The following is a 25,891-nucleotide window of genomic DNA, read 5'->3' as shown; positions in this document are numbered from 1 at the left end:
AATAATAAGCATTGCCCCTTTGAACCTTTGATTGGAGTCGCATGGCCTACACGAAAACCATCACCACTGAACGCCTGATCCTGCGCAAGCCGCAACCATCAGATGAAGCGGACTTCTTCGCCATGCATGCCGATCCCGAAGTGATGCGCTATTTCAGCGAGCCGCCATGGCAGGATGCCAGCATCGCCGCGCGCAAGCTTGCCGAGGACATCGCCGCTTTCGAGAGCGAGGAATTCTTCCGCTTCGCCGTCACGCTGAAGGCGACGGGCGAATATATGGGTAGCTGCAGCCTGTTTTCCGAACACCGCCAGAACCGCCGTGCCGAAATCGGCTATGCGCTGGCGCGCCCGCATTGGGGCAAGGGCTATATGCAGGAAGCCTTGTCGGCGCTGCTGGAATACGCGTTCATCGAGCGCGACCTGAACCGCCTGGAAGCCGATATCGATCCGCTCAATACGGCTTCGGCCAGCGCCCTGGAACGCCAGGGTTTCAGCAAGGAAGGTTTCTTGCCCGAACGCTGGATCGTCGGCGGCCACGTCAGCGATACGGCCCTGTACGGCTTGCTGCGGCGTACGTGGGAGGCACGGCGCAAAGGCGCCGCGTGAGCCAGCAGGAAACCGAAGCGCTCGAGAGCTGGCTGGGCCGCGCCTTGCCGGCGTACTACCTGCGCTTTCTCCAGGACTGGCAGGAAGGTCTCCGTGGCGAACAGGTATTGCTGTATGGCGCAGAAAGTTTGGTGGAGCGTAACGAAACATATGACACGCAGCAATCCTGCCCAGGCTACATCACCATCGGCGACGACAGCGGCGGGCGCGCCGTCATGCTGGCCCTCGATGATGGCGACCGCGCCGTGTACCTGGTCGGGCATGGATCGATGCAGCGCGACGATTTCGAACTTGCTGCCGATGATTTCATGTCCTGGCTGGCCGCTGATTGCCCGCTGGATTGAGGAGGATGCCAAGCAATGAAAGCTGCCGATTTACCCGTTTCAGCCCATCCACTGGTGACGTTGCGCCAGCTGGAACGTAGCGACGCGCCCGCCTGGTATGTGTATCTGGCCGATCCTGTTGTCGTGGAACACACGAGCTGGGACTTGCGTTGCGCCGACGATCTGCAGGCCAATTTCGATGATTACGCCTCGGCCCAGCCAGCGTCGTCCATCCGCCTGGCCATCGTGCTGCGCGAGGGCGGCCAGCTGGTGGGCACGATCGGCTTCAATGCGATTTCCCCGCAGCACCGCACGGCCGAAATCGCCTACGATCTGTCTCCTGCCGTATGGGGGCAGGGCGTGGCCACGTCCATCGCCGCGTCGGTCATGGACTGGGGCTTCCAGCGCCTGGGCTTCCTGCGCATCCAGGCAACTGTGCTGGAGAGCAATGAACGTTCGATCCGCGTACTCGAGCGCTGCGGTTTCGAGCGCGAAGGCTATCTGCGCTGCTACCGGCAAATTCGCGGTAGGTCCGGCAATTTCTGGCTGTATGCGCGCATTGCCCACACTCCATGAATCGCTTGCCCCTGAGCATACTGCTGGTGGAAGACCACCTGGCCATCGCGCGCCAGGTGCTCGACTTCCTCGACGGCCTGGGCTGGCAGACCGACCATGCGGGCACGGGTGCGCTGGCCGTGCAATTGGCCACGCGCAACAACTATGACGTGGTGCTGCTGGACCTGAACCTGCCCGACATCGATGGCTTGCAAGTGTGCCGCGCCATCAAGGCGGGGGCACCCAGCAATGTGCCGATCTTGATGCTGACGGCGCGCGATGCGTATGAAGACAAAGCACGCGGCTTTCGCGACGGCGCCGACGATTACCTGAGCAAACCGTTCGACTTGCGCGAAGTGGCCTTGCGCTGCGAAGCGCTGGCGCGCCGGCACCAGCTGCATGTGCACCAGGAAATGCGCGTGGGCCCCTTTACCTTGCAGACGCGCGAAGGGCGCGCCCGGCTCGGTGACGTGGCGCTGCCGCTGACGCAGACGGGTTTTAAAATCCTGCTGCTGCTGTGCCGCGAGCATCCGCACGCCGTGTCACGTTCGGCCTTGCTGCAGCATCTGTGGGGCAGCCAGCCGCCCGATAGCGACGCGCTCAAATCGCACATCTACGCGTTGCGCAAGCAGCTTGAGCTTGCTGGCGCGGCGGGCTTGCTGGTGACCATACCGCAGCTGGGCTACCGCCTTGCCTTCGGTTCCGCGGCGTCATCATGAGCAAATCGATCCGGCAGCGCCTGTTCGCGGCCCTGGCCGGTTTCACCGTGTTGCTGTGCCTGTGCTACACGGGCCTGGCGCTGGTGATCGCCTACGTGACGGAAGACATGCTGGTGCAGCGCCTGCTCGAGCGCGAAGCGGTGGTGGTCAGCCAGCATTTGCGCCAGCACGGTGAGCTTACGCCGTCTGGTAGCGACCTCATCAAGACATACGCCAGCTACCATGATTTGCCTCAAGTGGTGCGCGAGCAAGTGCTGCCGTCAGCCCCGCGCGGGGAAGTGTTTACCACGACGGGCCAGCATTACCACGTGCTGGCGCTGGACCTCGTCGCCGCTGGCCAGCCGCAGCGCAGCTATCTGCTGGCCGACGTGGCGCCCGTGCTGGTGGTGCAGCGCCTGGCGCGGGAGGTGGGGGGTGTCGTGCTGGGCGTGGCGCTGGCGCTGATCGCCCTGGCCTTGCTGCTGGCGTACTGGCTGGCGCGGCGCCTCGTGCTGCCCCTGCAGCGCCTGGCCCAGGAAGCGCGCCAGCTGGCGCCCGGCAGCACCGTCCATTTCAGCGAGCGCGATCGCCCCGACGAGATCGGTTTCCTGGCGCACCGCCTGGAAACCACGTTTGCCGAACTGCAGGCGGTGTTGCAGCGCGAACAGGCCTTCGCCCGCGACGTCAGCCATGAACTGCGCACGCCGCTGACCTTGATGCACAACACGCTGGCGCTGGCCGAGGCGCGGCCCCTGGGCAGGCAAGAGCAGGCGCAGCTGCGGCAATCCTCGGACGAGATGCGCGCTACCATCGACGTGCTGTTCGCGCTGGCACGGGCAGAGCAACTGCCCGGCGACGTGGTGGAGTTGCGCGGCTGCATGGAGCAATGCCTGCTGCGCCTGCTCGACGAACATCCGTGGGACGCCAGCCTGCTGACCCTGGACTTGCCCGAGCGGCTGGACGTGGCCGGCAACGGGCAGCTGGTCATGTTGCTCATCAATAATTGCCTGGCGAATGCGCTGTTTCATGGCGGCCCCGATTGCCGCATCAGCATTGCGTTTGCGCAAGGCCACCTGAACATTGTCAATACCGTGCAGGCGGGGCAGCCACGGCGCGTCCACGGTTTCGCGCATGGACAGAACCTGCTGCTGCGCCTGGCGCAAGCGATGCGCTGGGACATTGCTTTCCACCCCGGCGCGACGCAGTACCGTGTCGCGATCGTTCCCACCCAGTCTTAATAAAGTCAGCGGATTTCACCGCGATTTCACCTGCCTCTGCTTATGCTGGCTGCTCTTTGACTTTAAGGGAAGCCCATGAAAATCGCCATCAGCCTGTTGATCCTGTCCTGTGTGTGCACATCCGCGCCGGCCCAGGTGAGCAGCCTCGTCTACAAGGAAGACAAGCGCCGCTACATCGTCTACACGCCGCCGTCTTACCAAAGCGCGCCGCAGCAAGCCTTTCCCGTCGTCTTCAATTTCCATGGCGGCGGCATGAGCATGGCGGAACAAATGCTGTACACGCAAATGAACAAGACTGCGGATCGGCACCAATTCATCGTTGTGTATCCGCAAGGCATCAAGCAGGACTGGAACGTGGGCTTCGGCATGGATTACCTGGCGGGCACGGATGACGTCGGTTTCACGCAAGCCATGTTGAGCAAACTCAAGCAGGATTACCGCATCGATGACAAACGGATCTATGCGACGGGTCTGTCACGCGGCGGTTTCTTTGCCCTGCGCCTGGCGGCCGAGCTGCCGCAGCAGTTTGCCGCAGTCGCCTCGGTGGGCGCGCCCATGCCGGAACCCGTGGTGCGGCACCATCAACAGCGCGGAAAGGTCGGCATGCTGTTGATACAGGGGACGGCTGACAAGGTCGTGCTGTACGAAGGCAAGGCCGCCGGCTACCTGTCGGCGCAGGGCACCTTTGATTACTGGCGCAAGCACAACGGCATCGATGGCGCCCCGCCGCAGCCGCGCCTGATTCCTGGCCCGGCTGGCGATACGACGCAAGTAAGCTGGCTGGAGCAGGGTGGCGATGACGGCGGCGCCAGCGTTGCCTTGCTCACCGTCAAGGATGGCGGCCACACGTGGCCTGGCGCCGATGCCTTCAATGTCGGGCTGCCCATCGGCAAGACCACGCGCGCCGTCGATGCGAATGACGTCATCTGGGAATTTTTCAGCAAGCACCGGCGTTAAGGTGACGGGGACGCGGTTGCCTGTGGCACACTCTTGTCATATTGAATCTTGCACAAGGAAATGATGAACAGCCACCCCGTCACCATATTCTGCCGCTCCTTGGCGCAGCTTTCCGCCATGCTCGACAAGACCGGCACCGCGCCGCAGATGCTGGCGGCGCGCTTGCATCCGGACATGTTGCCATTTGCCCAGCAGGTGCGCGCGGCCGTGAGCTTTTCCCTGCGCGGCTGCTGCCCGCTGGCGGGGCTGGACGTGGCCGATTTCAGCGCCGCCGCCAGCCTGCAGGAGCAGATCGCACAGACCACGCGCTACCTCAAGGACATTCCTACGGAACGTTTTGACGGGCCGCCCGAACGCATCTGCCGCGACCGCGCCGGCTTTGCCGACATCGCGCTGCCGGCCGGCGAATATTTGAACTTGTATATCCTGCCGAATTTCTATTTCCACTTCAGCATGGCGTATGCGATTGCCCGCAGCCAGGGAGCCAGCATCGGCAAGGGCGATTTCGATGGCTATCACGCGTATGCGCCGGGATTTTCCTTCGAGACGCCAGTCGCATCGTAAGAACTACAGTCCCGCTTCCTTCCAGGCGGAAAACCCCAGCCGTTTCAGCAGCCGGCCCGACAGTCCGCAACTCCAGCAGCTGATCTGGATTTGCCGGTGCCGTGCCGGGTTCGCATGCCAGGCTTGCTCGGCGTAATCGAGCAGGGCGTCGCTGAGCGGGGAGGCGTCGGCTGTCGCAGGCAGGCGGTTCATCAGTTCGAACACGCCGTGTGGGGCCTCCTTGACCTGCAGCAAACCGGCCAGCAGGGCGCGCAGCACGGCGCCGTCGATGGAGCCGCTCGCTTGCGTGTAGCGTTGCTGCCAGCACAGGCTGCGCGCTTGCCACAGGGCCAGCAGTGCGGGCACGTCGGCCACCCGCAGTTGCCCGATCAGCTCGTCCGCTTCGTGAAACAGGTCGAGGCGGTCGTATTCCTCGTCGTCGCCGCACAGCAGTTCATCGAGTTCGTGCAATACGCTCATGCCACCACGTTCGTGGGCGTGCCCCGTTCGAACGCTTCCACGTTGCCGATCAGGATGTCCGCCAGCTTTTGCATGGCTTCGCCACTGGCCCAGGCCGTGTGCGGCGTGAGGATGAAGTTGGGCAGGCGTAAATTCAACAGCGGATTGTCGGGCAGCGGCGGCTCCTTCGATAACACGTCGAAGCCGGCGCCGGCGATCACGCCGTTTTTCAATGCTTCAGCCAGCGCCGCTTCATCGACAAGGCCGCCACGCGCCGTGTTGATCAACAGCGACGTCGGCTGCATGCGCGCCAGTTCTTGCGCGCCGATGATGTTGCGCGTCTTGTCCGTCAGCGGCAGGTGCAGGCTGAGCACGTCGGACGTGGCCAGCAGCTCGTCGAACGTCACTTGCGTCACGCCGTCCTCATCGATGGGAGAGCGGTTGTGGACTTGCACCTGCATGCCGAAGGCGCGCCCCAGCTGCGCGACGGACTTGCCCAGCGCACCGTAGCCGAGCAAACCCAAACGGCTGCCGGCCAGGTCGCGGATCGGGTGGCCGAACAGGCAGAAGCGGTCCGATGCCTGCCACAGGCCCGCTTCCACGTCGGCGCGGTAGGCAAGCAGCTGGCGGCGCAGGGCCAGCATCAGGGCCAAGGTGTGTTCGGGCACGGTGGCGCGCGCATAGTCGCGGATATTCGCCACGACGATGCCCCGCTCGCGGCAGGTGGCCAGGTCGACAATATCCGTGCCGGTGGCGGCCACGGCGATCATCTGGAGCTTGGGCAGCTGCGCCAGCTCGGCCGCGTGCAGCGGCACTTTGTTCGTGATGGCGATGGTGGCGCCTTGCAGGCGGGACACCGTCTGTTCGCTGCCCCTGGTGTGCGCATGTTCTTCCCAGCTGTGCGCGAAGGCGGGTGGGCGCACGGTGGCGATCAGGCTGTCGCGGTCGAGAAAGACGATGCGGTGGGGCGATGTGCTTGCTGCGGTCATGGCTGGGCCTCGGTCAGGGTGGCGCGCGGGCTCGGGCTGGCGTTCTTGCCCTTGAGCTGCGTAGCCGGGTGGTTGGTAAACATGTCGGCGACCCATTCGACAAACACGCGCACCTTGGCGGACAGATGGCGGTTGGGCGGATAGATCACGTGGATGGGCAGCGGGTCGGATTCCCATTCACTGAGCAATTCCACCATTTTGCCCTGTTCTATCAGCGGCGCAAGCATGAAATGCGTCATTTGCACGATGCCCAGGCCCGCCAGGCCCGCGGCCGAGTAGGCATTCGAATCGTTCAGGGCGATATGGCTGGGCATGGCGATCTGGATGCGTTCGCCGGCGCGCGTGAAATCCCAGTCAAACGTTTTACCCGTCTTGGCGGAGAAAAAATTCACGCCGCGGTGGCGCGGCAAGTCGTTCGGATGCAGCGGCGTGCCGTGGTGCGCCAGGTAGCCGGGCGAGGCGCACGTCATGAAGTGCAGCACGCCGACCCTGCGCGCGATCAGGTTCAGGTCGCCCAGTTCTCCGCCGCGCACGGCGCAGTCGACGCCTTCCTCGATCAGGTCGACGGGGCGGTCGCTGCAACCGAGCTCCAGCGAGATGTCCGGGTAGCGGGCAAAGAAATCGGGCAGGGCGGGGATGATCAGTTCGCTGGCCAGGGCCGTGGGCGCATCCACGCGCAGCCGCCCGCTGGGGCTCAATCGCGTGCGCGACAGCGATTCCTCGGCCTCGCGTACGTCCGACAGGATGCGCACGCAGCGTTCGTAATAGGCGGCCCCGTCGGACGTGATGCTGACGTGGCGCGTGGTGCGGTTAAGCAATTTAACCGACAGGCTCGCTTCCAGCGACTGGATCAGGGTCGACACGGTGGCTTTCGGCAGCTGCATGTTTTCCGCCGCGCGCGTAAAGCCGCCCGCATCGACGACTTGGATGAAAACTTCCATTGCTTGCAGCTTGTTCACTTGAATTCCTGTCACTTTATCCGTGATTATTCAGAATCCTGAACAATCAATTCGTCATTGCACTCTTTATCAGATTGTAGATCAAGTCTATAGTTGTTGTACTGCAGCATAAATGTGATGCCGCAGGCAGGACAACAGGAGAAACATCATGGCTTATCGGAATGGAATCTTTGCAGTGCTCGCTCTCGCTATGAGCTCGCTCGCTCTGGCCGCGATGGTATCGACGGATGCGTATTCACTGGCGGCGCAAAGCGAAGCCAGTGCTTACAGCGCCCTGACCCATGAAGTGGGCGGCATCGCCCTGTTGTGCCTGAACGACACGGTACTCGATGCTGCGGTGCAGCCGGTGGTGGCGCAATGAGCGTTGCCGGCACCGTGGCTGAACTGGCTCCTGGCCAGGCGCTGAAGATACGCGATATCCAGGTGCAGGGCGCGCAGGATGCGCTCGCCGCGCGCGTCTACACGGCCGGCGTGCCGGGCGCCAAGCAGTCGAGCCTGATCGTCTTCTTCCATGGCGGCGGCTTTGTTGACGGCGACCTGGACGACGCGGACGACTTCCTGCGCTGCCTCGTGCTGAGCAACCCCGACCACGTGGTGCTGGCCGCGAACTACACCTTGGCGAAGGTGCGGCCATTCCCCGCCGCCGTGGAAGACGCGCATGCCGTGCTGCTGTGGGCAAAAAAGAACAAGTCCAAGCTGGGCTGGACGGGCAAGCAGATGGTGGTGTCGGGCATCGAAGCGGGCGCCAACCTGGCTGCCGTGTGCGCCATGATGTCGCGCGACCGGGGCGGACCGCCCCTCGCGGGCCAGGTGCTGATCATGCCGATGCTCGACCCCGGCCTGTCGACCTGTTCGATGCGCAACTTGCCGACGTGCCCAGACCTGGCGGAAGTGGCTGATCAATGCGCCGCCGCCTACCGTGGCTACCTGCCAAATGCCGCTGACCGTACCCATCCGTACGCGTCGCCATTGCAGTCGAGCCGCCTGAAGAACCTGCCGCCGGCGCTCATCCTGTCCGGAGAAGACGACCCATTGCGCGACGAGGCCGAACAATACGGCAGCAAGCTGATCGCCTGCGGCATCAAGACCACCGTGCGGCGCATGCCCGCCGCGCCGCTGCAGGATGCGGGCGCGCGTAATGAGTGCGCTTGCAAGGTGCATGCCTTGAACGAGATTGCCAGCTTTGTCGCCGGACTGGGGCAGGAGCCCGAGTCATGACGCCGCCATCCGCGGCACCGCAAAAAACTTACACTAATCAGTTTACTTTTTGAGTTTTGGTTGTTACACTACGGAGTGTAGTTCCCATCTTGCCTGAGTTGTGCGATCGCACAGCCAGCTTTGTCGTCCCCGTCCGCTTTTAAATAGCTGGCGGCCTGTTTACCTTTGATCGAGCGCCGTCGGGCGCCATGGCACCACCATTCACTTTTTCAGTTGGGTTGCTTCCTGCCGCCCATACCATTAGAAATTTTCATAAAACAGGGAAATAAAATGAAAAACGTTCAACAATTTTCCACTCTGCTGAAGCCCCTGGCTGCCTCGCTCGCGCTGGCGGGACTGGTGGCCGTGAGCCTGGCCGGCTGCGATTCGGCCAATAGCAAGGTGCCCGACGCGCCAGCGGCCGGCGGCCCGCCCATCTCGGCCGCCGCCGTCGTTGAAAAACAGATCACGGAAACGCAGGAATTCTCGGGCCGCCTGGAAGCGATCGAGCGCGTGGAAATCCGCTCGAGAGTCGGCGGTTTCATCACGGCCGTCAATTTCAAGCCGGGCAGCGAAGTGAAAAAGGGCGATGTGCTGTTCGTCATCGATCCGCGCCCATTCCAGGCCGAAGTGTCGCGCGCCGAAGGCACTGCCGCCTCGGCCCGCGCCAAGGCGGAACTGGCCAAGCTGGAACTGTCGCGCGCTGAAAAGCTGCTGGCCGAAAAAGCCATCGCCCAGCGCGAATTCGATGAAAAGGCGTCGGGCCTGAAAGAGCTGGACGCGAATGTCCGTTCGGCGCAGGCCGCGTATGAAGCGGCGAAACTGAACCTGTCGTACACGCAGGTGCAGGCGCCGATCAGCGGCCGCGTCAGCAAGGCGGAAATCACCGTCGGCAACCTGATCGACGCTTCCGCCATCCTCACCTCGGTGGTGTCGACGGACCGCATCTACGCCAGCTTCGACGGCGATGAAGATACCTATCTGCGCGTGGCCGGCACGGCGCAAAAGGGCACGCCCGTCACCGTCAAGGTCGGCCTGGCCAACGAAACGGGCTTCCCGCATGAAGGCAAGCTGGAATTCGTCGACAACCAGCTCGACCCGGCCACGGGCAGCGTGCGCATGCGCGCCACCTTCGCCAACGCCGAGCGCCAGTTGGTGCCTGGCCTGTTCGCGCGCATCCAGCTCGACGGCGGCAACGGCCCGCAGGCGCAAAGCACGGCGCTGTTGATCAGCGACCGCGCCGTCGGCACGGATCAAAGCCGCAAATACGTCTACGTGGTGGGCGCCGACAACAAGGCCGAATACCGCGCCGTCAAGCTGGGCCCGACTTCGGACGGCTTGCGCGTGGTGCGCGAAGGCTTGAAGGCGGGCGAGAAAATCGTCGTCAACGGCTTGCAGCGCGTGCGCCCGGGCGCCCCGGTGACGCCGCAGATAGTGGCCATGGATTTCGATCCGACCGCGCCTGCCGCTCCTGCAAAACCTGAAGCAAAAGATGCCAAGATCGCCGCGAAAGCAGCATCGACTTCCAAGGAATAAACATGAACTTTTCCCGCTTTTTCATCGACAAGCCGATTTTCGCGGCGGTGCTGTCGATCGTCATATTCGTGGCCGGGCTGCTGTCGATTTTCGGCCTGCCCATCTCCGAATATCCCGACGTCGTGCCGCCATCCGTGGTGGTACGCGCGCAGTACCCGGGCGCCAACCCGAAAGTGATCGCCGAAACCGTGGCCGCGCCGCTCGAAGAGCAGATCAACGGCGTCGAGAACATGCTCTACATGTCCTCGCAAAACACGTCCGATGGCGCGATGATGCTGACCGTGACCTTCAAGATCGGCACCAACGTCGAGCAGGCCGAAACGCAGGTGCAGAACCGCGTGCAGCGCGCCTTGCCGCGCCTGCCCGAGGAAGTGCGCCAGATCGGCGTGACGACCGTCAAGTCCTCGCCCAACCTGACCATGGTGGTGCATCTGGTCTCGCCGAACAAGCGCTATGACGATATGTATTTGCGTAACTACGCGGTGCTGAACGTCAAGGATCAACTGGCCCGTTTGCCCGGCATGGGCGACATCCAGATCTTCGGCGCCGGCGACTACGCCATGCGCATCTGGCTCGACCCGCAAAAGGTGGCGGCGCGCGGCATGACGGCCAATGACGTCGTCGACGCGATCCGCGAGCAGAACGTGCAGGTGGCCGCCGGTGTGATCGGCGCCTCGCCAGCGAAGAACTCGGACTTCCAGCTGACCGTCAATACCCAAGGTCGTCTGCAGACGCCCGAGGAATTTGGCGCCATCATCGTGCGCACGAATGCCGATGGCGCCGTGACGCACCTGAAGGACGTGGCGCGCGTGGAAATGGGCGCCAACAGCTACTCGCTGCGTTCGCTGCTGAACAATAATCCGGCCGTCGGCATGGGTATTTTCGAAGCGCCGAACGCCAACGCGCTGCAACTGTCTTCCGACGTGCGCTCCAAGATGGACGAACTGAAAAAAGACTTCCCGCAAGGCGTGGAATACCGGATCGAGTACGACCCGACGCAGTTCGTGCGTTCGTCCATCGAAGCCGTGATCCATACCCTGCTCGAAGCGATTGCCCTGGTGGTGCTGGTGGTGATCATCTTCCTGCAAACCTGGCGCGCATCGATCATTCCGCTGCTGGCCGTTCCCGTCTCCATCGTCGGCACCTTTGCCGTGATGCTGGGCTTTGGCTTCTCGATCAACACCCTGTCGCTGTTCGGCCTCGTGCTGGCCATCGGTATCGTCGTCGATGACGCCATCGTGGTGGTGGAAAACGTCGAGCGCAATATCGAAGAGGGCTTGTCGCCGCGCGACGCCACCATCCAGGCCATGAAAGAGGTCAGCGGTCCTATCGTTGCCATCGCCCTGGTGCTGTGCGCCGTGTTCGTGCCGATCGCCTTCGTGCCTGGTCTGTCGGGCGAGTTCTACCGCCAGTTCGCGCTGACCATCGCCATTTCGACCGTGATCTCCGCTTTCAGCTCGCTGACCCTGGCGCCAGCCCTGTCGGCCGCGCTGCTCAAACCGCACGATGCGCCGAAAGACGCGCTGACGCGCGGCATGGACATGGTCTTCGGCCGCTTCTTCGCCTGGTTCAACCGCTTCTTCGGCCGCGCTTCGCACCGCTATGAAGCTGGCGTAAAAGGCGTGTTGGGCCGCAAGAGCGCTTCGCTGGGTGTGTATGCGCTGCTGGTCGTTGCCGCCATCTTCACCTTCAAGTCCGTGCCGGCCGGCTTCGTGCCAGCGCAGGACAAGCAATACCTGGTGGGCTTTGCGCAATTGCCTGACGCCGCGTCGCTGGACCGCACCGAAGATGTCGTGCGCCGCATGTCCGACGTCATCAAGTCGGTGCCTGGCGTCGAATCGACCATCGCCTTCCCCGGCCTGTCGATCAACGATTTCACCAATGCGCCGAACGCCGGTATCGTCTTCGCCACCCTGAAACCGTTCGACGAGCGTACCAGCAAGGAATTGTCGGGCGGCGCCATCGCGGCCGAGATCAACAAGCGTCTGGGCGGTATCCAGGACGCCTTCATCATGGTCTTCCCGCCACCGCCGGTCAACGGCCTCGGCACCATCGGCGGCTTCAAGATGATGATCGAAGACCGCGGCAATCTCGGCTACGACGCGCTGTACAACGCCACCCAGGCGCTGGCCGCGAAAGCGTACCAGACGCCGGAACTGGCGGGCGTGTTCTCGGGCTACCAGATCAACGTGCCGCAGCTGTTCGCCGACGTCGACCGCGTGAAAGCCAAGCAGATGGGCGTGCAGCTGCAAACGATTTACCAGACCTTGCAGATCAATCTCGGTTCGCTGTACGTGAATGACTTCAACCAGTTTGGCCGCACCTACCAGGTGCGCGTGCAGGCCGATGCGGCGTTCCGTTCGCATGCGCAGGATATCGCGCAGCTGAAGGTACGCAACGACAAGGGCGAGATGATCCCGCTGTCGTCGCTGATGCGCGTCAAGGACAGCTATGGCCCGGACCGCGTGCAGCGCTACAACGCGTATGCCGCAGCCGACTTCAATGGCGGCGCAGCACCTGGCGTATCGAGCGGCCAGGCGCAAGCCGCGCTGGAACGCATCGCCAAGGAAGTGCTGCCGCAGGGGATTTCGTATGAATGGACGGAGCTGACCTACCAGGACATCTTGTCCGGCAATACGATGATCTATGTGTTCCCGCTGTGCGTGCTGCTGGTGTTCCTCGTGCTGGCCGCCCAGTACGAAAGCTGGACCCTGCCGCTGGCCGTGATCCTGATCGTGCCGATGTCGATCCTCTGCGCACTGCTGGGCGTGAAACTGACCGGCGGCGACAACAACGTGTTTACCCAGATCGCGCTGTTCGTGCTGGTGGGGCTGGCGTCGAAGAATGCGATTCTGATCGTGGAATTTGCCCGCGAACTGGAAGAGCATGGCCGTACCGTCGTGCAAGCGGCGCTGGAAGCGTGCCGTCTGCGTCTGCGTCCGATCCTGATGACGTCGATCGCCTTCATCATGGGTGTGGTGCCCTTGGTGTTCTCGAACGGCGCCGGTTCGGAAATGCGCCATGCCATGGGTGTGGCGGTCTTCGCCGGCATGCTGGGCGTGACCTTCTTCGGCCTGTTCCTGACGCCCGTGTTCTACGTACTGCTGCGCACCCTGGCGCAGCGTTTTGAGAAAAAACCAGCCGCCGTTGCCGCCAAGCCTGTCGCCGCGCCAGCGCTGGATCTGGAAGGAGATATATATTGAAAACCAAGGAAATCATCTGGCGCGTCAAGCCCGTGCTGACCGCCATGGCTGCCGCAGTCCTGCTGGCCGCTTGCGCGGCGCCGGAGTTCAAGCAGCCGCAGATCGAGACGCCGGCCGCGTTCAAGGAAGCGCAAACCTTGCCCGCCGTGCAGACGGCGGCCGACGGCACGCGCTGGAAGCAGGGCGTGCCGGCCGAGCGCCAGGCGCGCGGCGAGTGGTGGCTGGCGTTCAATGATCCTGCTTTGACTGGTCTGATCAACGAAGCCACGCAAGCGAATGCCAACCTGGCCATCGCCGCCGCCCGCGTCAAGCAGGCGAGGGCGATTGCCGGCATCGCCGAAGCGGACCGCATCCCGCAAGTAGGCGTGAACGTGGGCGGCCAGCGCAACCGCGCTTCCGCCGTGTCGCTCGGCTTGCCGAACGGCGCGCCGGTGGCGGCCACGAATGTCTACCAGGCCAACCTGACGGCCAGCTACGAAGTCGATCTGTTCGGCCGCGTGGCGTCCAACGTCAGCGCCTCGCGCAGCGATGCGCTGGCCGTGGAAGCGACTTACCGCTCGGTGCTGCTGTCCTTGCAGGCCGACGTGGCGCAAACGTACTTCCAGCTGCGTGCCACGGACGCCGAACTGGCGACCCTGGAGCAGACGGTGCGCCTGCGTGAAGAAAGCGTGCATGTGAACCAGCGCCGCTATGACCTGGGCGACATCGGCGAATTCGATCTGTCGCGTGCCCGCACGGAGCTGTCGACCGTGCGCGCCGAAGCCATCGGCCTGCAGCGCCAGCGCGCCACCAGCGAACATGCGCTGGCCGTCCTGCTGGGCAAACCGGCCGCCAGCTTCACGGCGACCGTCAACCCGCTGCGGGATAGCGGCTTCCTGCCCGTGATCCCGGCCGGCATGCCGTCGTCCCTGCTGGAGCGCCGTCCCGACATCGCGTCGGCGCAGCGCACCATGGAAGCGTCGAATGCGCGCATCGGCGTGGCGAAATCGGCCATGTTCCCGGCCTTGACCCTGAACGCCTCCGGCGGCGGTGCGTCCGATACCTTCTCGGACATCTTCAAGTGGAGCAGCCGCTCCTGGCTGCTGGGCGCCCTGATGTCGATGCCGATCATCGACGGTGGCCGTAATAAAGCTGCCGTAAGCCGCAGCGAAGCGCAGCTGGAAGAGTCGGTGGCGACGTATCGCCAGAGCGTGCTGGTGGCCTTCGCCGAGGTGGAAGACAACCTGGCCGGCCTGCGCATCCTGTCGGGCCAGACGCAGCAGATCGACGAAGCCGTCGTCTCGGCGCGCCGTTCGGCCGACCTGGCGCAAAAGCTGTACGACGCGGGCCGTTCCAGTTACCTGGACCTGCTCGACGCGCAGCGCAACCTGGCGGCCATCGAGCGCAACGCCGTGCAATTGCGCGGCAACCGCGCCGTCACCACGGTGGCGCTGATCCGCTCCCTGGGCGGCGGCTGGGGCGAGACGGAGCCGCAGGTCGCGGCCAACTAGTTTCCGGTCCGCGGCGATAAGCCTGCCGAAAACGGCGTCGTGCTTTGCACGGCGCCGTTTTTTTATGGCTTGCGCAGGCCGGCTTGGCACGCAGCGCGGTAGGTCGGCTTAGCGCATCGCGCGTAAGCCGACACCACCCGCGTCCTCAATCAAGGCCAGACCAAAAAAATAAATTGAATCCAATCCCCGACCCACCACGTAAATACTCCTGCAATCATGCAAACGCCGTCATCCAGGAGATACCATCATGCGCACCTTCGTTCCCGCAGCACTGTTCATTACTTCCATGCTGGCCGCCAGCGCCACGTTTGCCGCCGACATGACGACCATGGTCGGTGGCCAGAGCATGTATCCGTCCAAGGACATCGTCGACAACGCTGTCAATTCGGCCGACCACACGACGCTGGTCGCCGCCGTCAAGGCGGCCGGCCTGGTCGATACCCTGAAAGGCAAGGGCCCATTCACCGTGTTCGCGCCGACGAATGCGGCCTTCGCCAAGCTGCCGGCCGGCACCGTCGAGACCCTGGTGAAACCGGAAAACAAGGCGACCCTGACGAAAATCCTGACCTATCACGTGGTGCCCGGCAAATACGACTTCAAGGCGCTGGCCAAGGAAATCAAGATGCACGACGGTAAAGCCACCTTGCCCACGGCCAGCGGCGGCAAGCTGATGTTCGCCATGAACGGCATGCACAACATCGTGGTGATGGACGAGGGCGGCAACAGCGCCAGCATCAGCACCTACGACGTGTACCAGTCGAATGGCGTGATCAATGTGATCGACTCGGTGCTGATGCCTAAATAAGCGGGCGAAAAACGGACGAAAAAAAAGACAGGGAAAACCCTGTCTTTTTCATTCGTGCCGCCGCGATTACTTGGCTGGCGCTGCTGGCGTTGCCGGCACCGCTGGTTCCGCAGGTGCTGCCTTGTCGGCTGGCGCGGCTTTCTTCGCCTTGTGATGCTTGGCTTTCTTGTGCGCCGCTGGCTTGACGGCGGCTGCCGGCGCTTCTGCCTTGACTGCTGGCGTGGCTGCGACGGCAGGCGTCGCTGGCGTGGCGGCAGGAGCGGCTGGCGCCTGGGCGAAAGCAGCGGTGGCGAACAGGCTGGCGATCAGGGTGGCGATAACTTTTTTCATGATGAAATCCTTGGTATGTGTGGTCAGTAAAGAGTGTCGGAATTACTTGGCTGCTGCTGGTGCCGCTTCGGCGGTGGCCGATGCCAGCTTTTCGTCAGCCTTGGCCTTGGTTTTCTTGGCCTTGTGATGTGCCTTGGCTTTCGTGGTAGCCGCTTCCGCTTTGGCGCTGGCCACTTCCGTTTTTGCGGCGACGACTGCTTTCGCTTCTTTGGCATCCGCTTTGACGACGGCTTGCGCTTCCTTGGCGTCCGCTTTCACGACAGCCTTGGTATGGGCCGCTTCCACTTTGGCAGGAACCGAGGCTGCAGGAGCGGCTGCAGGTGCTGCCGGGGTTTGGGCGAAGGCTGCGGTTGCGAACAGGCCGGCGATCAGGGTAGCAATTACTTTTTTCATGGTGCAGTCCTCAGTGGTGGTTTGTCTGGTATGTCTGTTGGTGCCGGGATGATTCCCGTGTCACTGAGCATAAAACGCGCCCGGGATCGCTGCCGTTGACGGTCATTACAAACGCTTACATCTGCGTGGCACCCGCCTTCAGGATGGCCTTCAGGATGTCTTCCGAACGGCGCTGTCCATAGGGCTTGCCATACGCGTCGGACGCGATGCTGACCACCATGCGGCGCGCAGGTATCACGTAGATCTTGTTGCCGCCATTGCCCGAGGCGAAATGCACGGCGATCTTTTGGCCTCCGATGTCCTGCGTCTTCGCGTACCAGAAATAGCCGTAGCTGTCGGCATAGCGGTCGCCGGCGCCGATGGCCACGCGCGGCGCCAGCGCTGCGTGCAGCCAGGCCGTATCGATCACCCTCTTGCCGTCAACTACGCCGTCGTCGAGCACCATCTGGCCGATTTTTGCCGTGTCGCGTGCGCGCAGCGACAGATTGCCCTGGCCCTTCGGATGGTTGGCCACGTCGCGGCCCCAGCGCCAGCGCGTGATGCCCAGCGGCGCGAACAGCGCCTTGGCGGCGACATCTTCCAGGTCGGCGCCGCTGGCGCTTTCCACCACTCTGCCCGCGATATACGCGCCCAGCGAGTTGTAGCGGTACGTGCTGCCCGGCGCCGTTGCAGACGGCACGCCGCGCACGAAGGCGGCAGGGTCGGGCGCCGCATCGAGCTTGTCTTCATTGCCTGGCGACTGCTCGTCTTCATCGAAGGCGGCCAGGCCCGAACGCATGGTCAGCAGGTCGTCGATGAGCACCTTGCCTGCCGGGCTGCCAGCCACTTCATGCCAGTAATCTCCCACCGTCTTTGTCGTCACCAGCTGGCCGCGCGCCACGGCCGCACCCACCAGCAGTGCGGTGATGCTCTTGCCTGTCGAGCGGATGTCGTGCAGGGTGTCGGCCGTCTCGCCGTTGTAATAGCGTTCGGCGACGATGGCGCCATTGCGCAGCACGACGACGGCCCGCAAGTCGCCATGGCTGTCATGGTCCTGGGCGAGCAGGACTTGCTCGAGGGCGGTGGGGGCGTTTTGCGCATTGGCGGCGCAAGGCAGGGACAGGGCGGTAATCAGCAGCAGGTGGCGCATGGAATAGGCTTCGCGGCGATGGTTGGAGTGCCAGTGTCCACCATCTGCGCCGCTTTGTCGTGCACAAGCTGCTTTGTTCGCTGAAGTTTGCATGAAGGCGCGCCATGCAAAAAGGACAGCCGAAGCTGTCCCTGGGAATGCGGGCGAAGTGGCCACGCAAGCGCAGACCCGGCGGATGCGCTTGCGTGGCGTCGTTCGCGCTTACTTCGCTGGCGCTGCCGGTGCTGCCGGAACGGTTTCCGCCGCTTTCGCCGCATCCGCTTTTACTTTGGCTTTGTTCGCCTTGTGATGGGCCTTGGCCTTGGTGACTTTGGCGTCGGCCTTGGCGCTGGCCACGTCTGCTTTTGCATCGGCGACGACGGCCGCTTCTTTTGCATCGGCTTTCACGACGGCCTTGGTTTCCTTGGCTTCAGCCTTGACCACGGCTTTCGTGTGGGCAGCTTCCGCCTTGGCCGGAGCCGAGGCTGCCGGAGCGGCAGGGGTTTGAGCGAAGGCTGCGGTAGCGAACAGGCCGGCGATGAGGGTGGCGATAACTTTTTTCATTGTATTTTCCTGGCGAGTGATAAGCGATTGTGTGGGGAATTACTTGGCTGATGCAGGTGCGGCTGGTGCTGCTTCGGCGGTGGCCGATGCCAGCTTTTCGTCAGCCTTGGCCTTGGTTTTCTTGGCCTTGTGGTGTGCCTTGGCTTTCGTGGTAGCCGCTTCCGCTTTGGCGCTGGACACGTCCGTTTTTGCGGCGACGACTGCTTTCGCTTCTTTGGCATCCGCTTTGACGACGGCTTGCGCTTCCTTGGCGTCCGCTTTCACGACAGCCTTGGTATGGGCCGCTTCCACTTTGGCAGGAACCGAGGCTGCAGGAGCGGCTGCAGGAGCTGCCGGGGTTTGGGCGAAGGCTGCGGTTGCGAACAGGCCGGCGATCAGGGTAGCGCTCAGGTTGAAAATGCGTTTTTTCATGGTGCAGTCCTCAGTGGTGGTTTGTCTGGTATGTCTGTTGGTGCAGGGATGATTCCCGTGTCACTGAGCATAAAACGCGGCCCGGAAGCTTACCGTTGACCTTGTTTACACTTTCTTACAATCGGCTGATTTAAGCGACGTTAATTGAAGAAGGCGGTGTAAAAATGCAAAAAGACAGCCGAAGCTGTCTTTTTACATGGCGCATGAAACGCGCTGTATGGATTATTTGGCTGCTGCTGCGGTCGCTTCAGTTTTGGCTTCGTCAGCCTTGGCCTTGGCTTTTTTCGCTTTGTGATGGGCTTTTTCCTTGGTGACTTTGGCGTCGGCCTTGGCGCTGGCAACATCGGCTTTCGCATCGGCGACGACGGCCGCTTCCTTGGCATCGGCTTTGACTACGGCCTTGGTTTCCTTGGCTTCCGCTTTTGCCACTTCCTTGGTGTGCTTGGCTTCGGCCTTGGCAGGCGCGGCTGGCGTTTGAGCAAAGGCTGCGGTAGCGAACAAGCCGGCGATCAGAGTAGCGGTCAAGTTGAAAATGCGTTTTTTCATGATGCAGTTCCTCAAGAAGTGGGGTTGTAGTTCAGGAGATCAGTCCCCTGTCACTGAGGCAAAAACGCGCCGTGCGGCAATACCGTTGACACGTTTTTTTCTAATTACAAACACTTACATTTGCCGCGGCAGGCACTCTGTTAGCTGGCGTACCGCGCCATGACCTGCAGCGGACTAGACTCGAAGCCATCATCACCGCATGGGGCCGCCATGAAAGCCGCCTTGAAAACGTATCAAGCCAAACGCAATTTCGCCGTCACGCCCGAGCCTGCAGGTGGCGACGAGGATGCAAACGACGTGCTCACCTTCGTCATCCAGAAGCACTGGGCCAGCCGTTTGCACTATGACTTTCGGCTGGAACTCGACGGCACGATGAAAAGCTGGGCCGTGCCGAAAGGCCCCAGCTACGACCCGCGCGACAAGCGTATGGCCGTGCAGGTGGAAGACCATCCGATTGCGTATGCCAGCTTTGAAGGCACGATCCCCGAAAAACAGTATGGCGCGGGCAAGGTCATCATCTGGGATAAAGGGACGTGGCAGCCCCAGCCAGCCACGCCCGATGCGCGCAAGGCGCTGGCGGCCGGCGAACTGAAATTCACCTTGCATGGCCACAAGATGCATGGCAAGTGGGTGCTGGTGCGCATGAAGGGCCGGGGAGACAAACGCAGCGAAAAGCAGCCTGCCTGGCTGCTGATCAAGGAAAAAGACGACTATGCGCGGCCAGCACAGGAATTTTCTGTCGTGGACGAGTTCCCCGACAGCGTCAGGAACAAGGCCATGCCCAAGCGCAAGGTGGCTGCCGCGCCGCCGGCTGCCGAGTTGCCCGCCACCCTGTCGCCCCAGCTAGCCACCCTCGTCGATGCACCGCCGCCGGATGCGCAAGACTGGATTTTCGAGGTGAAATTCGACGGCTACCGCATCCTCGCGCGTTGCGATGGCGATCATATTGCGTTAATCACGCGCAATGGCAATGACTGGACGGCAAAACTGCCGAAGTTGCGGCAGGCGCTGGAACAGTTGAGCTTGCCGCCCGGCTGGTATGACGGTGAAATCGTCGTCAACGATACCAGCGGGCACCCGGATTTTGGCGCCTTGCAGCGCGCGTTCGACGCGGAAACGACCAGCGAGATCGTGTATTACCTGTTCGACGTGCCGTACTTCGATGGCCACGATCTGCGGGGCCAGCCCGTCGAGGCGCGCAGGGCGCTGCTGCAAGGGCTGCTGCAGAGCTTGCCCGCGTCGCCCCTGGTGCGCTTCAGCGACGCGCTCGATGCCGCCCCGCAGCGGCTGCTGGACCACGCCTGCCGCCTGGGACTGGAAGGGGTGATCGGCAAGCGGCGCGGCGCGCCCTACGTCATGCGCCGCTCGGGCGACTGGATCAAGCTCAAATGCGGGCTGCGCCAGGAATTCGTCATCGGCGGCTATACGGCGCCGCAGGGCGCGCGCGAAGGGATCGGTTCGCTGTTGCTGGGCGTGCATGATGAGCAGGGCAAGCTGCGCTATGCAGGCAATGTGGGCAGCGGCTTTGACGATGCCAGCCTGCGCGACTTGCGGCGCCGGCTCGATGCGCTGGCCATCGAGACGAGTCCGTTTGAAGGCAAGGCGGGCGGCGTGCGCCAGCCCATCTGGGTCCGGCCGCAATTGGTGGCCGAAGTGAGTTTTGCGCAATGGACCAGTGGCGGCGCCGTGCGCCATGCCGTGTTTCACGGCATGCGTGAAGATAAAAAGCCGGCCGTCATCGTGCGCGAGCGGGCGCGGCGAATCGAGAAGGAGAAGACAATGGAGAGCAAATCCATGCCGGACTGTGCCTTGCCGGCCAGTTTCAAGGTCAGTCATGCGGATCGCGTGATCGACAGCGACAGCGGCGCCAGGAAGATCGACCTGGTGTGCTATTACGCGCTGGTGGGCAAGCTGATGCTTGTACACCTGCGCGGGCGTCCCGTGTCGCTGGTGCGTGCACCCGCTGGCGTCGGAGGCGAGCTATTTTTTCAGAAACATGTTGACACTTCGACAATGCCTGGCATCAAACAGCTCGATGCACGGCTGGACCCGGAGCACCCGCCCATGCTGGAAGTGGCCAGCCTGCAAGGGCTGTTGTCCGCGGCGCAGTGGAATGTGGTGGAATTTCACACGCAAAACGCGCTGGCCAGCGCCTATGACACGCCGAACCGCCTGGTGTTCGACCTGGACCCGGGCAAGGGCGTGGCCTGGCCCGCCATTCGCGAAGCGGCCATGCTGCTGCGCGCCTTCTTGACGGAACTGGGCTTGCCCGCCTGGCTGAAAACCAGCGGCGGCAAGGGCTTGCACGTGGTCGTGCCGATCCGGCCCAAGCACGACTGGGACACGGTAAAAGCGTTTTCGCAAGCCATCGTGGCGCACATGGCGCGGCACATCCCGGAGCGGTTTGTCGTCAAGAGCGGTCCCGCAAATCGCGTCGGCAAGATTTTCATCGATTATTTGCGCAACGGCCGGGGCGCCACCACCGTGTGCGCGTGGTCGGCCCGCACCCGCTCGGGGCTGGGCATTTCCGTGCCGCTGGCCTGGGAGGAACTCGACGAGCTGGAGGCGGGCGACCAGTGGAACGTGGGCAATGTGCACAGCCGTCTCGGCGTGGGCAATACCCCGTGGGACGGCTATGCGCGCAGCGCGAAAGGCCTCGACGCGGCCATGAAAAAGCTGGCTTTTACGCCTCCGGCTTGAGCGGCAGGGTGGCGCGCGCCAGTTGCAGGGCTTCCTCGATGGCAGCGTTGAGCTGGGGAATCTCGACGGGTTTGGTCAGGTAGCGGAAAAAGCCCGAGGCCAGGCCATGCCGGATGTCGCCCTTCATGGCGTTGGCCGTCAGGGCGATGACGGGGATGTGCGCCGTGCGCGCATCGTTGCGCAGGATGCGCTGCGCCTGGTTGCCATTCATGCCGGGCAGATTGATATCCATCAGGATGACGTCGGGATGGCGTTCCAGCGCCAGCGCGATGCCCTGGCGCGCGTCGGTGGCCGAGATCATGCGCAGGTGGGGCAGGAAGCTGACGATGTCTTCCACCAGGCGCAGACTGGCCGGATTGTCTTCCACGTACAGCAGCAGCGCCTGGCCACCGTCATCGTCCCCGCTGTCGCCGGCGGGCTCGGGCAGATATTCCGTGTCCGGCTGCCGGCTGGCGGGCGGCGCGGCCGTGGTGCCCAGTTCGATCCAGAACACGCTGCCCACGCCAATGCAGCTGTGCACGCCCATGTTGCCGCCCATCAGTTCGACCAGGCGCTTGGTGACGACCAGGCCGATACCCGTGCCTTCCTCGCTGCCCGCCTCCTGTCCCAGGCGGTTAAATGGCTGGAACAGTTCCGCCACCTGCGCCTCGTCCAGGCCTTTGCCCGTGTCGCGGATGGCGATGCGCACGTGCTGCGCATCGGGCTGCGAAATTTCCAGCTCCACCTTGCCGTCCGGGCGGTTGTACTTGATGGCGTTCGACAGCAGATTCAGCAGCACTTGCTTGAGGCGCGTATGGTCGGCCCGGACCGTGAGCGGCTCGCAAGCGGGAAAAACCAGGTGGATATGACGCTGCTGCGCCTGCTCTTCCACCATCACGCGCACTTCCTCGATCAGCGCGGGCAGCGTCACCGCTTCCATCGACAGGCTCAGGCTGCCTGATTCGATCTTAGCCAGGTCGAGGATTTCATTGATCAGGGTGAGCAGGTGGCGCCCCGAGGTGACGATGTTCTGCACGAAGGCGCGCTTTTGCGGCACGGTGGCGGGCAAGGATTCGTTGGCCAGCAGCTGGGCAAAGCCGAGGATGGCGTTCAGCGGCGTGCGCAGTTCATGCGACATGCTGGTGAGAAAGCGGTCTTTCGCCTGGCTGGCCCGCTCGAGTTCTATTTTTTGTTCGTTGAGCGTGCGTTCGATACGCTTGCGCTCGGTGATGTCGCGGATGGCCGACGAGACCAGCACGCCTTCGTCCGTTTCCAGCGGCGACAGGCTGATTTCGACGGGAAACTCGGTGCCATCGCGGCGCAAGCCGTACAGTTCCAGGCCCGCGCCCATGGAGCGGGCGCGCGGCGCCGTGGAAAACGACTGGCGGTGGCGCGGGTGATCGTGTGCATAGCGGGCCGGAATCAGTACTTCCACGTTGCGCCCCAGCAGCTCCGCGCGCGAATAGCCGAACAGGCGTTCCGTCTGCGAATTGACGAGCACGATTTCGCCATCGCCGTTGACGATGACGATGGCGTCCGGCGCCGATTCGAGCAAGCCGCGGAACTTCTGCTCGGCACGGCGGCGGTCGCTGACGTCGCGGATGGCGCTGATGACGAAGGTGCCGATCTCCGTCTGGATCGGCGACAGGCTGATTTCGACGGGGAACTCGATGTTGTCCTTGCGCAAGCCCAGCAATTCCAGGTCGGCGCCCATGGTGCGCGTGCGCGGCTGGTCGAAATAGCGCGAGCGGTGCGCCACGTGCGAATGGCGCAGGCGTTGCGGCAGCAGGCTATCGATTTGCCTGCCGTTCAATTCGCCTTCCGCGTAGCCGAACAGGCGTTGCGCCTGCTGGTTGGCCAGCACGATGGCGCCCGTGGCATTGACCATGATGACGCTGTCCGGCGTCGATTCGAACAGCACGCGGTAGCGCACGTCGACGAACTGGGCGTCGCGCGCCGCCTTCAGCAAGGTCGTGTCCTTCATGGTGGAAATCAGGTAGCGGGGGGCGTCCACCCCGGCCTGTGCCGTCTGGCACGCGACATCGACGTAGATGAGCTCGCCATCCTTGCGCCGCCGCAGCGATTCGCGGTCGTAGCTGCCGTGCACGGTCAGCTGCTCGTTGATCAGCAGGGACGCTTCCGCCTGTCCGGGCAAGGAAATCAGTTCCCACAGCGTGCGGCCCAGCGCTTCGTCGCTGGCATAGCCGAAAATGCGCTGCGCCCCGGCCGTCCAGCGCACGACGGCATGCTCTTCGTTCGTGATGACAACGCCGCCAGGGGCGCCGTTGAGGATAAGCTGATCTAACTCGGCATCCATTTTTTCCCGCACGCATGACAGGGCTTGCCGGGTGGCAGGCCTGTGCATAACGTAGCGAGAAGCTTGATCAAAGTCAATGCATTTATATTATTGAGGACTCTCCCGGGCCGCATGGGTGGTTCAGGCTGCCTTGCGCCTCGATGGTGCCGGTTTGCGGGCAGTGGACGAGGCCGCGCGCTTGCGGGCCGGTGCGGCGGGCGTTTTCTTGCCCAGGCTTTGCTGCAGCAGGGCGACCAGGTCGATGACGTTGCTGCCTTGCTCTTCTTCCCGCTCGGGCGCGGGCGGCGTGATGGTCTTGGTCTGTCTGGCCTTGATTTTCTTCTTCACCAGCGCCAGCACGTCTTCGCGGTAGCTGTCGTGGTATTGCCGGGGTTCCCACTGCTCGCTCATGCCTTCGACCAGCGACAGTGCCATTTTGAGTTCCTTGTCGGAAATACCTGCCGCCCTCATGGTGTTGGGCGGCAAGTCCAGGTCATCCGTGGGGCGGATTTCATCGGCGTAGCGCAGGGTGTTGAGCACGATGGTGTCGCCCACGCACACGAGCGCGCACAAATGCTGCTTGGTGCGCATGACCACGCTGGCGATGGCTACCTTGTTGGCCTTGCGCAAGGTTTCGCGCAGCAGCGCATAGACTTTCTCGCCGCCCTTGGCGGGCAGCAAATAATACGGGTGTTCGTAAAAGGTCAGCGGCACCTCGGCCGCATCGACAAAGGTGTCTATGTCGATGGTTTGCGTGGCCTTCACATTGGCTTGTCGTAAATCTTCCTCGGACAGCACCACGTACTCATCCGTCTTGTATTCATAGCCCTTGATGATGTCGTCCCACTCGACTTCCTTGCCCGTCTTCTTGTTGTAGCGCTTGTAGCCGATGGGGGCGAAGTCGCGCCGGTCCAGCATGGACAAGTCCAGTTCATGGTCGAGACTGGCGGAAATCAGCTCGACGGGGATGTGCACGAGGCCGAAACTGATGGCGCCTTTCCACAGTGCGCGCGCCATCGCTTATTCCCCCACGCTGCCGGTGATGGGCAGGACGATGCCGCTGATGTAGCTGGAACAGGCGGGCGAGGCCAGGAAGACGTAGGCGGGCGACAGTTCTTCCGGCTGGGCCGGGCGGCGCATGTCCGTATCCTGGCCGAATTTCTGGATGTCCTCGGGCGACTTGTCGGCCGGATTGAGCGGCGTCCAGACGGGGCCGGGCGCGATGGCGTTAACGCGGATGCCCTTGTCGAGCAAGTTGCCTGCCAGCGCCATGGTAAACGCATGGATGGCGCCCTTGGTGGTGGAATAGTCGAGCAAGTGCTTCGAGCCTTGCAAGCCCGTCACCGAGCCCGTGTTGATGATGGACGCGCCCCGCTGCAAATGGGGCAGCACGGCCTTGGCCATGTGAAAATAACCGTAGACATTGGTTTTCATGGTGAGGTCGAAGCGTTCCTCGCTCAGGTCGAGCAGCGACTCGGCATGTTCCTGGAAGGCGGCGTTGTTCACCAGCACGTCGATATGCGTGAACTTGGCCAACACCTGGCTGACGGCTTCCTGGCAAAAGCCCTGGTCGCGCACGTCGCCGGGAATCAGGAGGCAGCTCTGGCCTTCCGCTTCCACGTAGCGCTTCGTTTCGTGGGCATCCGCGTGTTCGTTCAGGTAAATGATGGCCACGTCGGCACCTTCGCGCGCATACAGCACGGCCACGGCGCGGCCGATGCCCGAATCGCCGCCCGTGATGACGGCCACCATGCCGGCCAGCTTGCCGCTGCCGCAGTAATCGGGCGCCAGGAAGCGCGGTTGCAACTGCATCTCGCCTTCGATGCCAGGCTTGTCCAGGTGCTGGGCGGGCAGGGGAGGAGCAGGCTGGCTGCGGTGGCCCGTCTGCACGGGCGGCTTGCTTTCCTGGCCGGATTTGGCGGCATCGTGCTGCTGATCGTGCTGATCCTGCTCCTGTTGGATGCTGCGCTGCAAATTGCCGGCGGACTGGTCCTTGTTCTCGTTCAT

At 63.1% G+C, this 25,891-nt stretch carries 26 protein-coding genes; 14 read left to right on the top strand and 12 right to left on the bottom strand.

Annotation, left to right across the window (positions count from 1 at the left end):
• Positions 1–41: 41 nt before the first annotated feature.
• From AC54AG_RS10615 to AC54AG_RS10585, 7 genes are all read left to right on the top strand, one after another.
• On the top strand, positions 42–605 hold the full coding sequence (locus AC54AG_RS10615) for a GNAT family N-acetyltransferase (RefSeq protein ID WP_034751971.1): 564 nt from the start codon (positions 42–44) through the stop codon (positions 603–605).
• Entirely contained in the window at positions 602–949 is a 348-nt protein-coding gene (locus tag AC54AG_RS10610; RefSeq protein ID WP_219327252.1) for an SMI1/KNR4 family protein, read from the top strand. Before AC54AG_RS10615 ends, AC54AG_RS10610 begins: the two co-directional genes overlap by 4 nt.
• Positions 950–964: 15 nt before the next feature.
• Entirely contained in the window at positions 965–1,504 is a 540-nt protein-coding gene (locus AC54AG_RS10605; RefSeq protein WP_219327251.1) for a GNAT family N-acetyltransferase, read from the top strand.
• Positions 1,501–2,202 (top strand): response regulator transcription factor, encoded by a 702-nt coding sequence (locus tag AC54AG_RS10600; RefSeq protein ID WP_496630277.1) that lies wholly within the window; start codon positions 1,501–1,503, stop codon positions 2,200–2,202. The genes AC54AG_RS10605 and AC54AG_RS10600 overlap by 4 nt, the downstream gene beginning before the upstream one ends.
• On the top strand, positions 2,199–3,419 hold the full coding sequence (locus tag AC54AG_RS10595) for a sensor histidine kinase (protein WP_496630276.1): 1,221 nt from the start codon (positions 2,199–2,201) through the stop codon (positions 3,417–3,419). Before AC54AG_RS10600 ends, AC54AG_RS10595 begins: the two co-directional genes overlap by 4 nt.
• A gap of 75 nt (positions 3,420–3,494) precedes the next feature.
• Positions 3,495–4,376, top strand: coding sequence for an extracellular catalytic domain type 1 short-chain-length polyhydroxyalkanoate depolymerase (locus AC54AG_RS10590; protein WP_496630274.1), 882 nt, complete (start codon positions 3,495–3,497; stop codon positions 4,374–4,376).
• A 60-nt stretch (positions 4,377–4,436) separates the two neighbouring features.
• On the top strand, positions 4,437–4,940 hold the full coding sequence (locus AC54AG_RS10585) for a DUF1993 family protein (protein ID WP_496630273.1): 504 nt from the start codon (positions 4,437–4,439) through the stop codon (positions 4,938–4,940).
• Positions 4,941–4,943: 3 nt separating this feature from the next.
• Here AC54AG_RS10585 and AC54AG_RS10580 read toward each other — a convergent pair whose 3' ends face one another.
• The 3 genes from AC54AG_RS10580 to AC54AG_RS10570 are packed head-to-tail and all read right to left on the bottom strand — an operon-like array spanning position 4,944 to position 7,326.
• A complete protein-coding gene (locus AC54AG_RS10580) occupies positions 4,944–5,399 on the bottom strand; it encodes a hypothetical protein (protein WP_138829146.1) in 456 nt (151 codons plus the stop codon).
• A complete protein-coding gene (locus AC54AG_RS10575) occupies positions 5,396–6,367 on the bottom strand; it encodes a D-2-hydroxyacid dehydrogenase (protein WP_496630272.1) in 972 nt (323 codons plus the stop codon). Before AC54AG_RS10575 ends, AC54AG_RS10580 begins: the two co-directional genes overlap by 4 nt.
• Positions 6,364–7,326, bottom strand: a complete 963-nt coding sequence (locus tag AC54AG_RS10570) for a LysR family transcriptional regulator (protein WP_034751962.1) — start codon at positions 7,324–7,326, stop codon at positions 6,364–6,366. Before AC54AG_RS10570 ends, AC54AG_RS10575 begins: the two co-directional genes overlap by 4 nt.
• Before the next feature lie 190 nt (positions 7,327–7,516).
• On the opposite strand from AC54AG_RS10570, the gene AC54AG_RS10565 reads away from it, so the two are divergent.
• The 6 genes from AC54AG_RS10565 to AC54AG_RS10540 all read left to right on the top strand — a co-directional run bounded on the left by AC54AG_RS10565 (position 7,517) and on the right by AC54AG_RS10540 (position 15,557).
• The gene (locus AC54AG_RS10565; RefSeq protein ID WP_157808778.1) at positions 7,517–7,687 is read left to right on the top strand and encodes a hypothetical protein; all 171 of its coding nucleotides are present in this window, start codon (positions 7,517–7,519) and stop codon (positions 7,685–7,687) included.
• Positions 7,684–8,544, top strand: a complete 861-nt coding sequence (locus AC54AG_RS10560; RefSeq protein WP_034751961.1) for an alpha/beta hydrolase — start codon at positions 7,684–7,686, stop codon at positions 8,542–8,544. The genes AC54AG_RS10565 and AC54AG_RS10560 overlap by 4 nt, the downstream gene beginning before the upstream one ends.
• Before the next feature lie 270 nt (positions 8,545–8,814).
• Positions 8,815–10,059, top strand: a complete 1,245-nt coding sequence (locus AC54AG_RS10555) for an efflux RND transporter periplasmic adaptor subunit (RefSeq protein ID WP_070304626.1) — start codon at positions 8,815–8,817, stop codon at positions 10,057–10,059.
• A gap of 2 nt (positions 10,060–10,061) precedes the next feature.
• Positions 10,062–13,262: an efflux RND transporter permease subunit gene (locus AC54AG_RS10550; protein ID WP_034751959.1), complete on the top strand. Its 3,201-nt coding sequence runs from the start codon at positions 10,062–10,064 to the stop codon at positions 13,260–13,262.
• A gap of 44 nt (positions 13,263–13,306) precedes the next feature.
• Complete coding sequence (locus AC54AG_RS10545) at positions 13,307–14,752, top strand: efflux transporter outer membrane subunit (RefSeq protein ID WP_331776838.1); 1,446 nt, start codon at positions 13,307–13,309, stop codon at positions 14,750–14,752.
• A gap of 247 nt (positions 14,753–14,999) precedes the next feature.
• On the top strand, positions 15,000–15,557 hold the full coding sequence (locus AC54AG_RS10540) for a fasciclin domain-containing protein (RefSeq protein WP_442907199.1): 558 nt from the start codon (positions 15,000–15,002) through the stop codon (positions 15,555–15,557).
• Between the two features lie 66 nt (positions 15,558–15,623).
• Here AC54AG_RS10540 and AC54AG_RS10535 read toward each other — a convergent pair whose 3' ends face one another.
• From AC54AG_RS10535 to AC54AG_RS10510, 6 genes are all read right to left on the bottom strand, one after another.
• Positions 15,624–15,887, bottom strand: coding sequence for a hypothetical protein (locus AC54AG_RS10535; RefSeq protein WP_034751956.1), 264 nt, complete (start codon positions 15,885–15,887; stop codon positions 15,624–15,626).
• A 42-nt stretch (positions 15,888–15,929) separates the two neighbouring features.
• Positions 15,930–16,280: a hypothetical protein gene (locus tag AC54AG_RS10530; protein ID WP_070304634.1), complete on the bottom strand. Its 351-nt coding sequence runs from the start codon at positions 16,278–16,280 to the stop codon at positions 15,930–15,932.
• 115 nt (positions 16,281–16,395) lie between these two features.
• A complete protein-coding gene (locus AC54AG_RS10525) occupies positions 16,396–17,409 on the bottom strand; it encodes a serine hydrolase domain-containing protein (RefSeq protein ID WP_496630271.1) in 1,014 nt (337 codons plus the stop codon).
• Positions 17,410–17,610: 201 nt separating this feature from the next.
• Positions 17,611–17,952, bottom strand: a complete 342-nt coding sequence (locus tag AC54AG_RS10520) for a hypothetical protein (protein ID WP_034751953.1) — start codon at positions 17,950–17,952, stop codon at positions 17,611–17,613.
• A gap of 39 nt (positions 17,953–17,991) precedes the next feature.
• Positions 17,992–18,363, bottom strand: coding sequence for a hypothetical protein (locus tag AC54AG_RS10515; RefSeq protein ID WP_496630270.1), 372 nt, complete (start codon positions 18,361–18,363; stop codon positions 17,992–17,994).
• A gap of 222 nt (positions 18,364–18,585) precedes the next feature.
• Positions 18,586–18,909, bottom strand: a complete 324-nt coding sequence (locus AC54AG_RS10510; protein ID WP_072453071.1) for a hypothetical protein — start codon at positions 18,907–18,909, stop codon at positions 18,586–18,588.
• A 210-nt stretch (positions 18,910–19,119) separates the two neighbouring features.
• On the opposite strand from AC54AG_RS10510, the gene ligD reads away from it, so the two are divergent.
• The gene (gene ligD, locus AC54AG_RS10505; RefSeq protein WP_496630269.1) at positions 19,120–21,609 is read left to right on the top strand and encodes a DNA ligase D; all 2,490 of its coding nucleotides are present in this window, start codon (positions 19,120–19,122) and stop codon (positions 21,607–21,609) included.
• Here the strand turns inward: ligD and AC54AG_RS10500 are convergent.
• The 3 genes from AC54AG_RS10500 to AC54AG_RS10490 form a co-directional block, all read right to left on the bottom strand.
• Positions 21,593–23,905 (bottom strand): PAS domain S-box protein, encoded by a 2,313-nt coding sequence (locus AC54AG_RS10500; RefSeq protein WP_496630268.1) that lies wholly within the window; start codon positions 23,903–23,905, stop codon positions 21,593–21,595. The two genes, ligD and AC54AG_RS10500, sit on opposite strands and share 17 nt — an antisense overlap.
• A 120-nt stretch (positions 23,906–24,025) precedes the next feature.
• Positions 24,026–24,901, bottom strand: coding sequence for a non-homologous end joining protein Ku (ku, locus tag AC54AG_RS10495; RefSeq protein WP_496630267.1), 876 nt, complete (start codon positions 24,899–24,901; stop codon positions 24,026–24,028).
• 3 nt (positions 24,902–24,904) lie between these two features.
• Positions 24,905–25,891 carry an SDR family oxidoreductase gene (locus AC54AG_RS10490; RefSeq protein WP_331776144.1) on the bottom strand — a complete coding sequence of 329 codons (987 nt, stop codon included), beginning with the start codon at positions 25,889–25,891 and terminating at the stop codon, positions 24,905–24,907.

Source organism: Janthinobacterium sp. BCJ23 (assembly GCF_059617945.1).
Note: the sequence above shows the minus strand (reverse complement) of the source record. Positions and strands in the feature narration are given on the sequence as shown.

Excerpts from the sequence above, each read along its gene's own strand:
- AC54AG_RS10530 (WP_070304634.1), bottom strand. The coding sequence starts at position 16,280 with ATGAAAAAAGTAATTGCTACCCTGATCGCCGGCCTGTTCGCAACCGCA.
- AC54AG_RS10615 (WP_034751971.1), top strand. The coding sequence starts at position 42 with ATGGCCTACACGAAAACCATCACCACTGAACGCCTGATCCTGCGCAAG.
- AC54AG_RS10600 (WP_496630277.1), top strand. The coding sequence starts at position 1,501 with ATGAATCGCTTGCCCCTGAGCATACTGCTGGTGGAAGACCACCTGGCC.
- AC54AG_RS10550 (WP_034751959.1), top strand. The coding sequence starts at position 10,062 with ATGAACTTTTCCCGCTTTTTCATCGACAAGCCGATTTTCGCGGCGGTG.
- AC54AG_RS10510 (WP_072453071.1), bottom strand. The coding sequence starts at position 18,909 with ATGAAAAAACGCATTTTCAACTTGACCGCTACTCTGATCGCCGGCTTG.
- AC54AG_RS10520 (WP_034751953.1), bottom strand. The coding sequence starts at position 17,952 with ATGAAAAAAGTTATCGCCACCCTCATCGCCGGCCTGTTCGCTACCGCA.
- AC54AG_RS10565 (WP_157808778.1), top strand. The coding sequence starts at position 7,517 with ATGAGCTCGCTCGCTCTGGCCGCGATGGTATCGACGGATGCGTATTCA.
- AC54AG_RS10490 (WP_331776144.1), bottom strand. The coding sequence starts at position 25,891 with ATGAACGAGAACAAGGACCAGTCCGCCGGCAATTTGCAGCGCAGCATC.
- AC54AG_RS10500 (WP_496630268.1), bottom strand. The coding sequence starts at position 23,905 with ATGGATGCCGAGTTAGATCAGCTTATCCTCAACGGCGCCCCTGGCGGC.
- ku (WP_496630267.1), bottom strand. The coding sequence starts at position 24,901 with ATGGCGCGCGCACTGTGGAAAGGCGCCATCAGTTTCGGCCTCGTGCAC.
- AC54AG_RS10525 (WP_496630271.1), bottom strand. The coding sequence starts at position 17,409 with ATGCGCCACCTGCTGCTGATTACCGCCCTGTCCCTGCCTTGCGCCGCC.
- AC54AG_RS10515 (WP_496630270.1), bottom strand. The coding sequence starts at position 18,363 with ATGAAAAAACGCATTTTCAACCTGAGCGCTACCCTGATCGCCGGCCTG.
- AC54AG_RS10545 (WP_331776838.1), top strand. The coding sequence starts at position 13,307 with ATGGCTGCCGCAGTCCTGCTGGCCGCTTGCGCGGCGCCGGAGTTCAAG.
- AC54AG_RS10585 (WP_496630273.1), top strand. The coding sequence starts at position 4,437 with ATGATGAACAGCCACCCCGTCACCATATTCTGCCGCTCCTTGGCGCAG.
- AC54AG_RS10590 (WP_496630274.1), top strand. The coding sequence starts at position 3,495 with ATGAAAATCGCCATCAGCCTGTTGATCCTGTCCTGTGTGTGCACATCC.
- AC54AG_RS10560 (WP_034751961.1), top strand. The coding sequence starts at position 7,684 with ATGAGCGTTGCCGGCACCGTGGCTGAACTGGCTCCTGGCCAGGCGCTG.
- AC54AG_RS10595 (WP_496630276.1), top strand. The coding sequence starts at position 2,199 with ATGAGCAAATCGATCCGGCAGCGCCTGTTCGCGGCCCTGGCCGGTTTC.
- ligD (WP_496630269.1), top strand. The coding sequence starts at position 19,120 with ATGAAAGCCGCCTTGAAAACGTATCAAGCCAAACGCAATTTCGCCGTC.
- AC54AG_RS10605 (WP_219327251.1), top strand. The coding sequence starts at position 965 with ATGAAAGCTGCCGATTTACCCGTTTCAGCCCATCCACTGGTGACGTTG.
- AC54AG_RS10575 (WP_496630272.1), bottom strand. The coding sequence starts at position 6,367 with ATGACCGCAGCAAGCACATCGCCCCACCGCATCGTCTTTCTCGACCGC.
- AC54AG_RS10535 (WP_034751956.1), bottom strand. The coding sequence starts at position 15,887 with ATGAAAAAAGTTATCGCCACCCTGATCGCCAGCCTGTTCGCCACCGCT.
- AC54AG_RS10555 (WP_070304626.1), top strand. The coding sequence starts at position 8,815 with ATGAAAAACGTTCAACAATTTTCCACTCTGCTGAAGCCCCTGGCTGCC.
- AC54AG_RS10580 (WP_138829146.1), bottom strand. The coding sequence starts at position 5,399 with ATGAGCGTATTGCACGAACTCGATGAACTGCTGTGCGGCGACGACGAG.
- AC54AG_RS10540 (WP_442907199.1), top strand. The coding sequence starts at position 15,000 with ATGCGCACCTTCGTTCCCGCAGCACTGTTCATTACTTCCATGCTGGCC.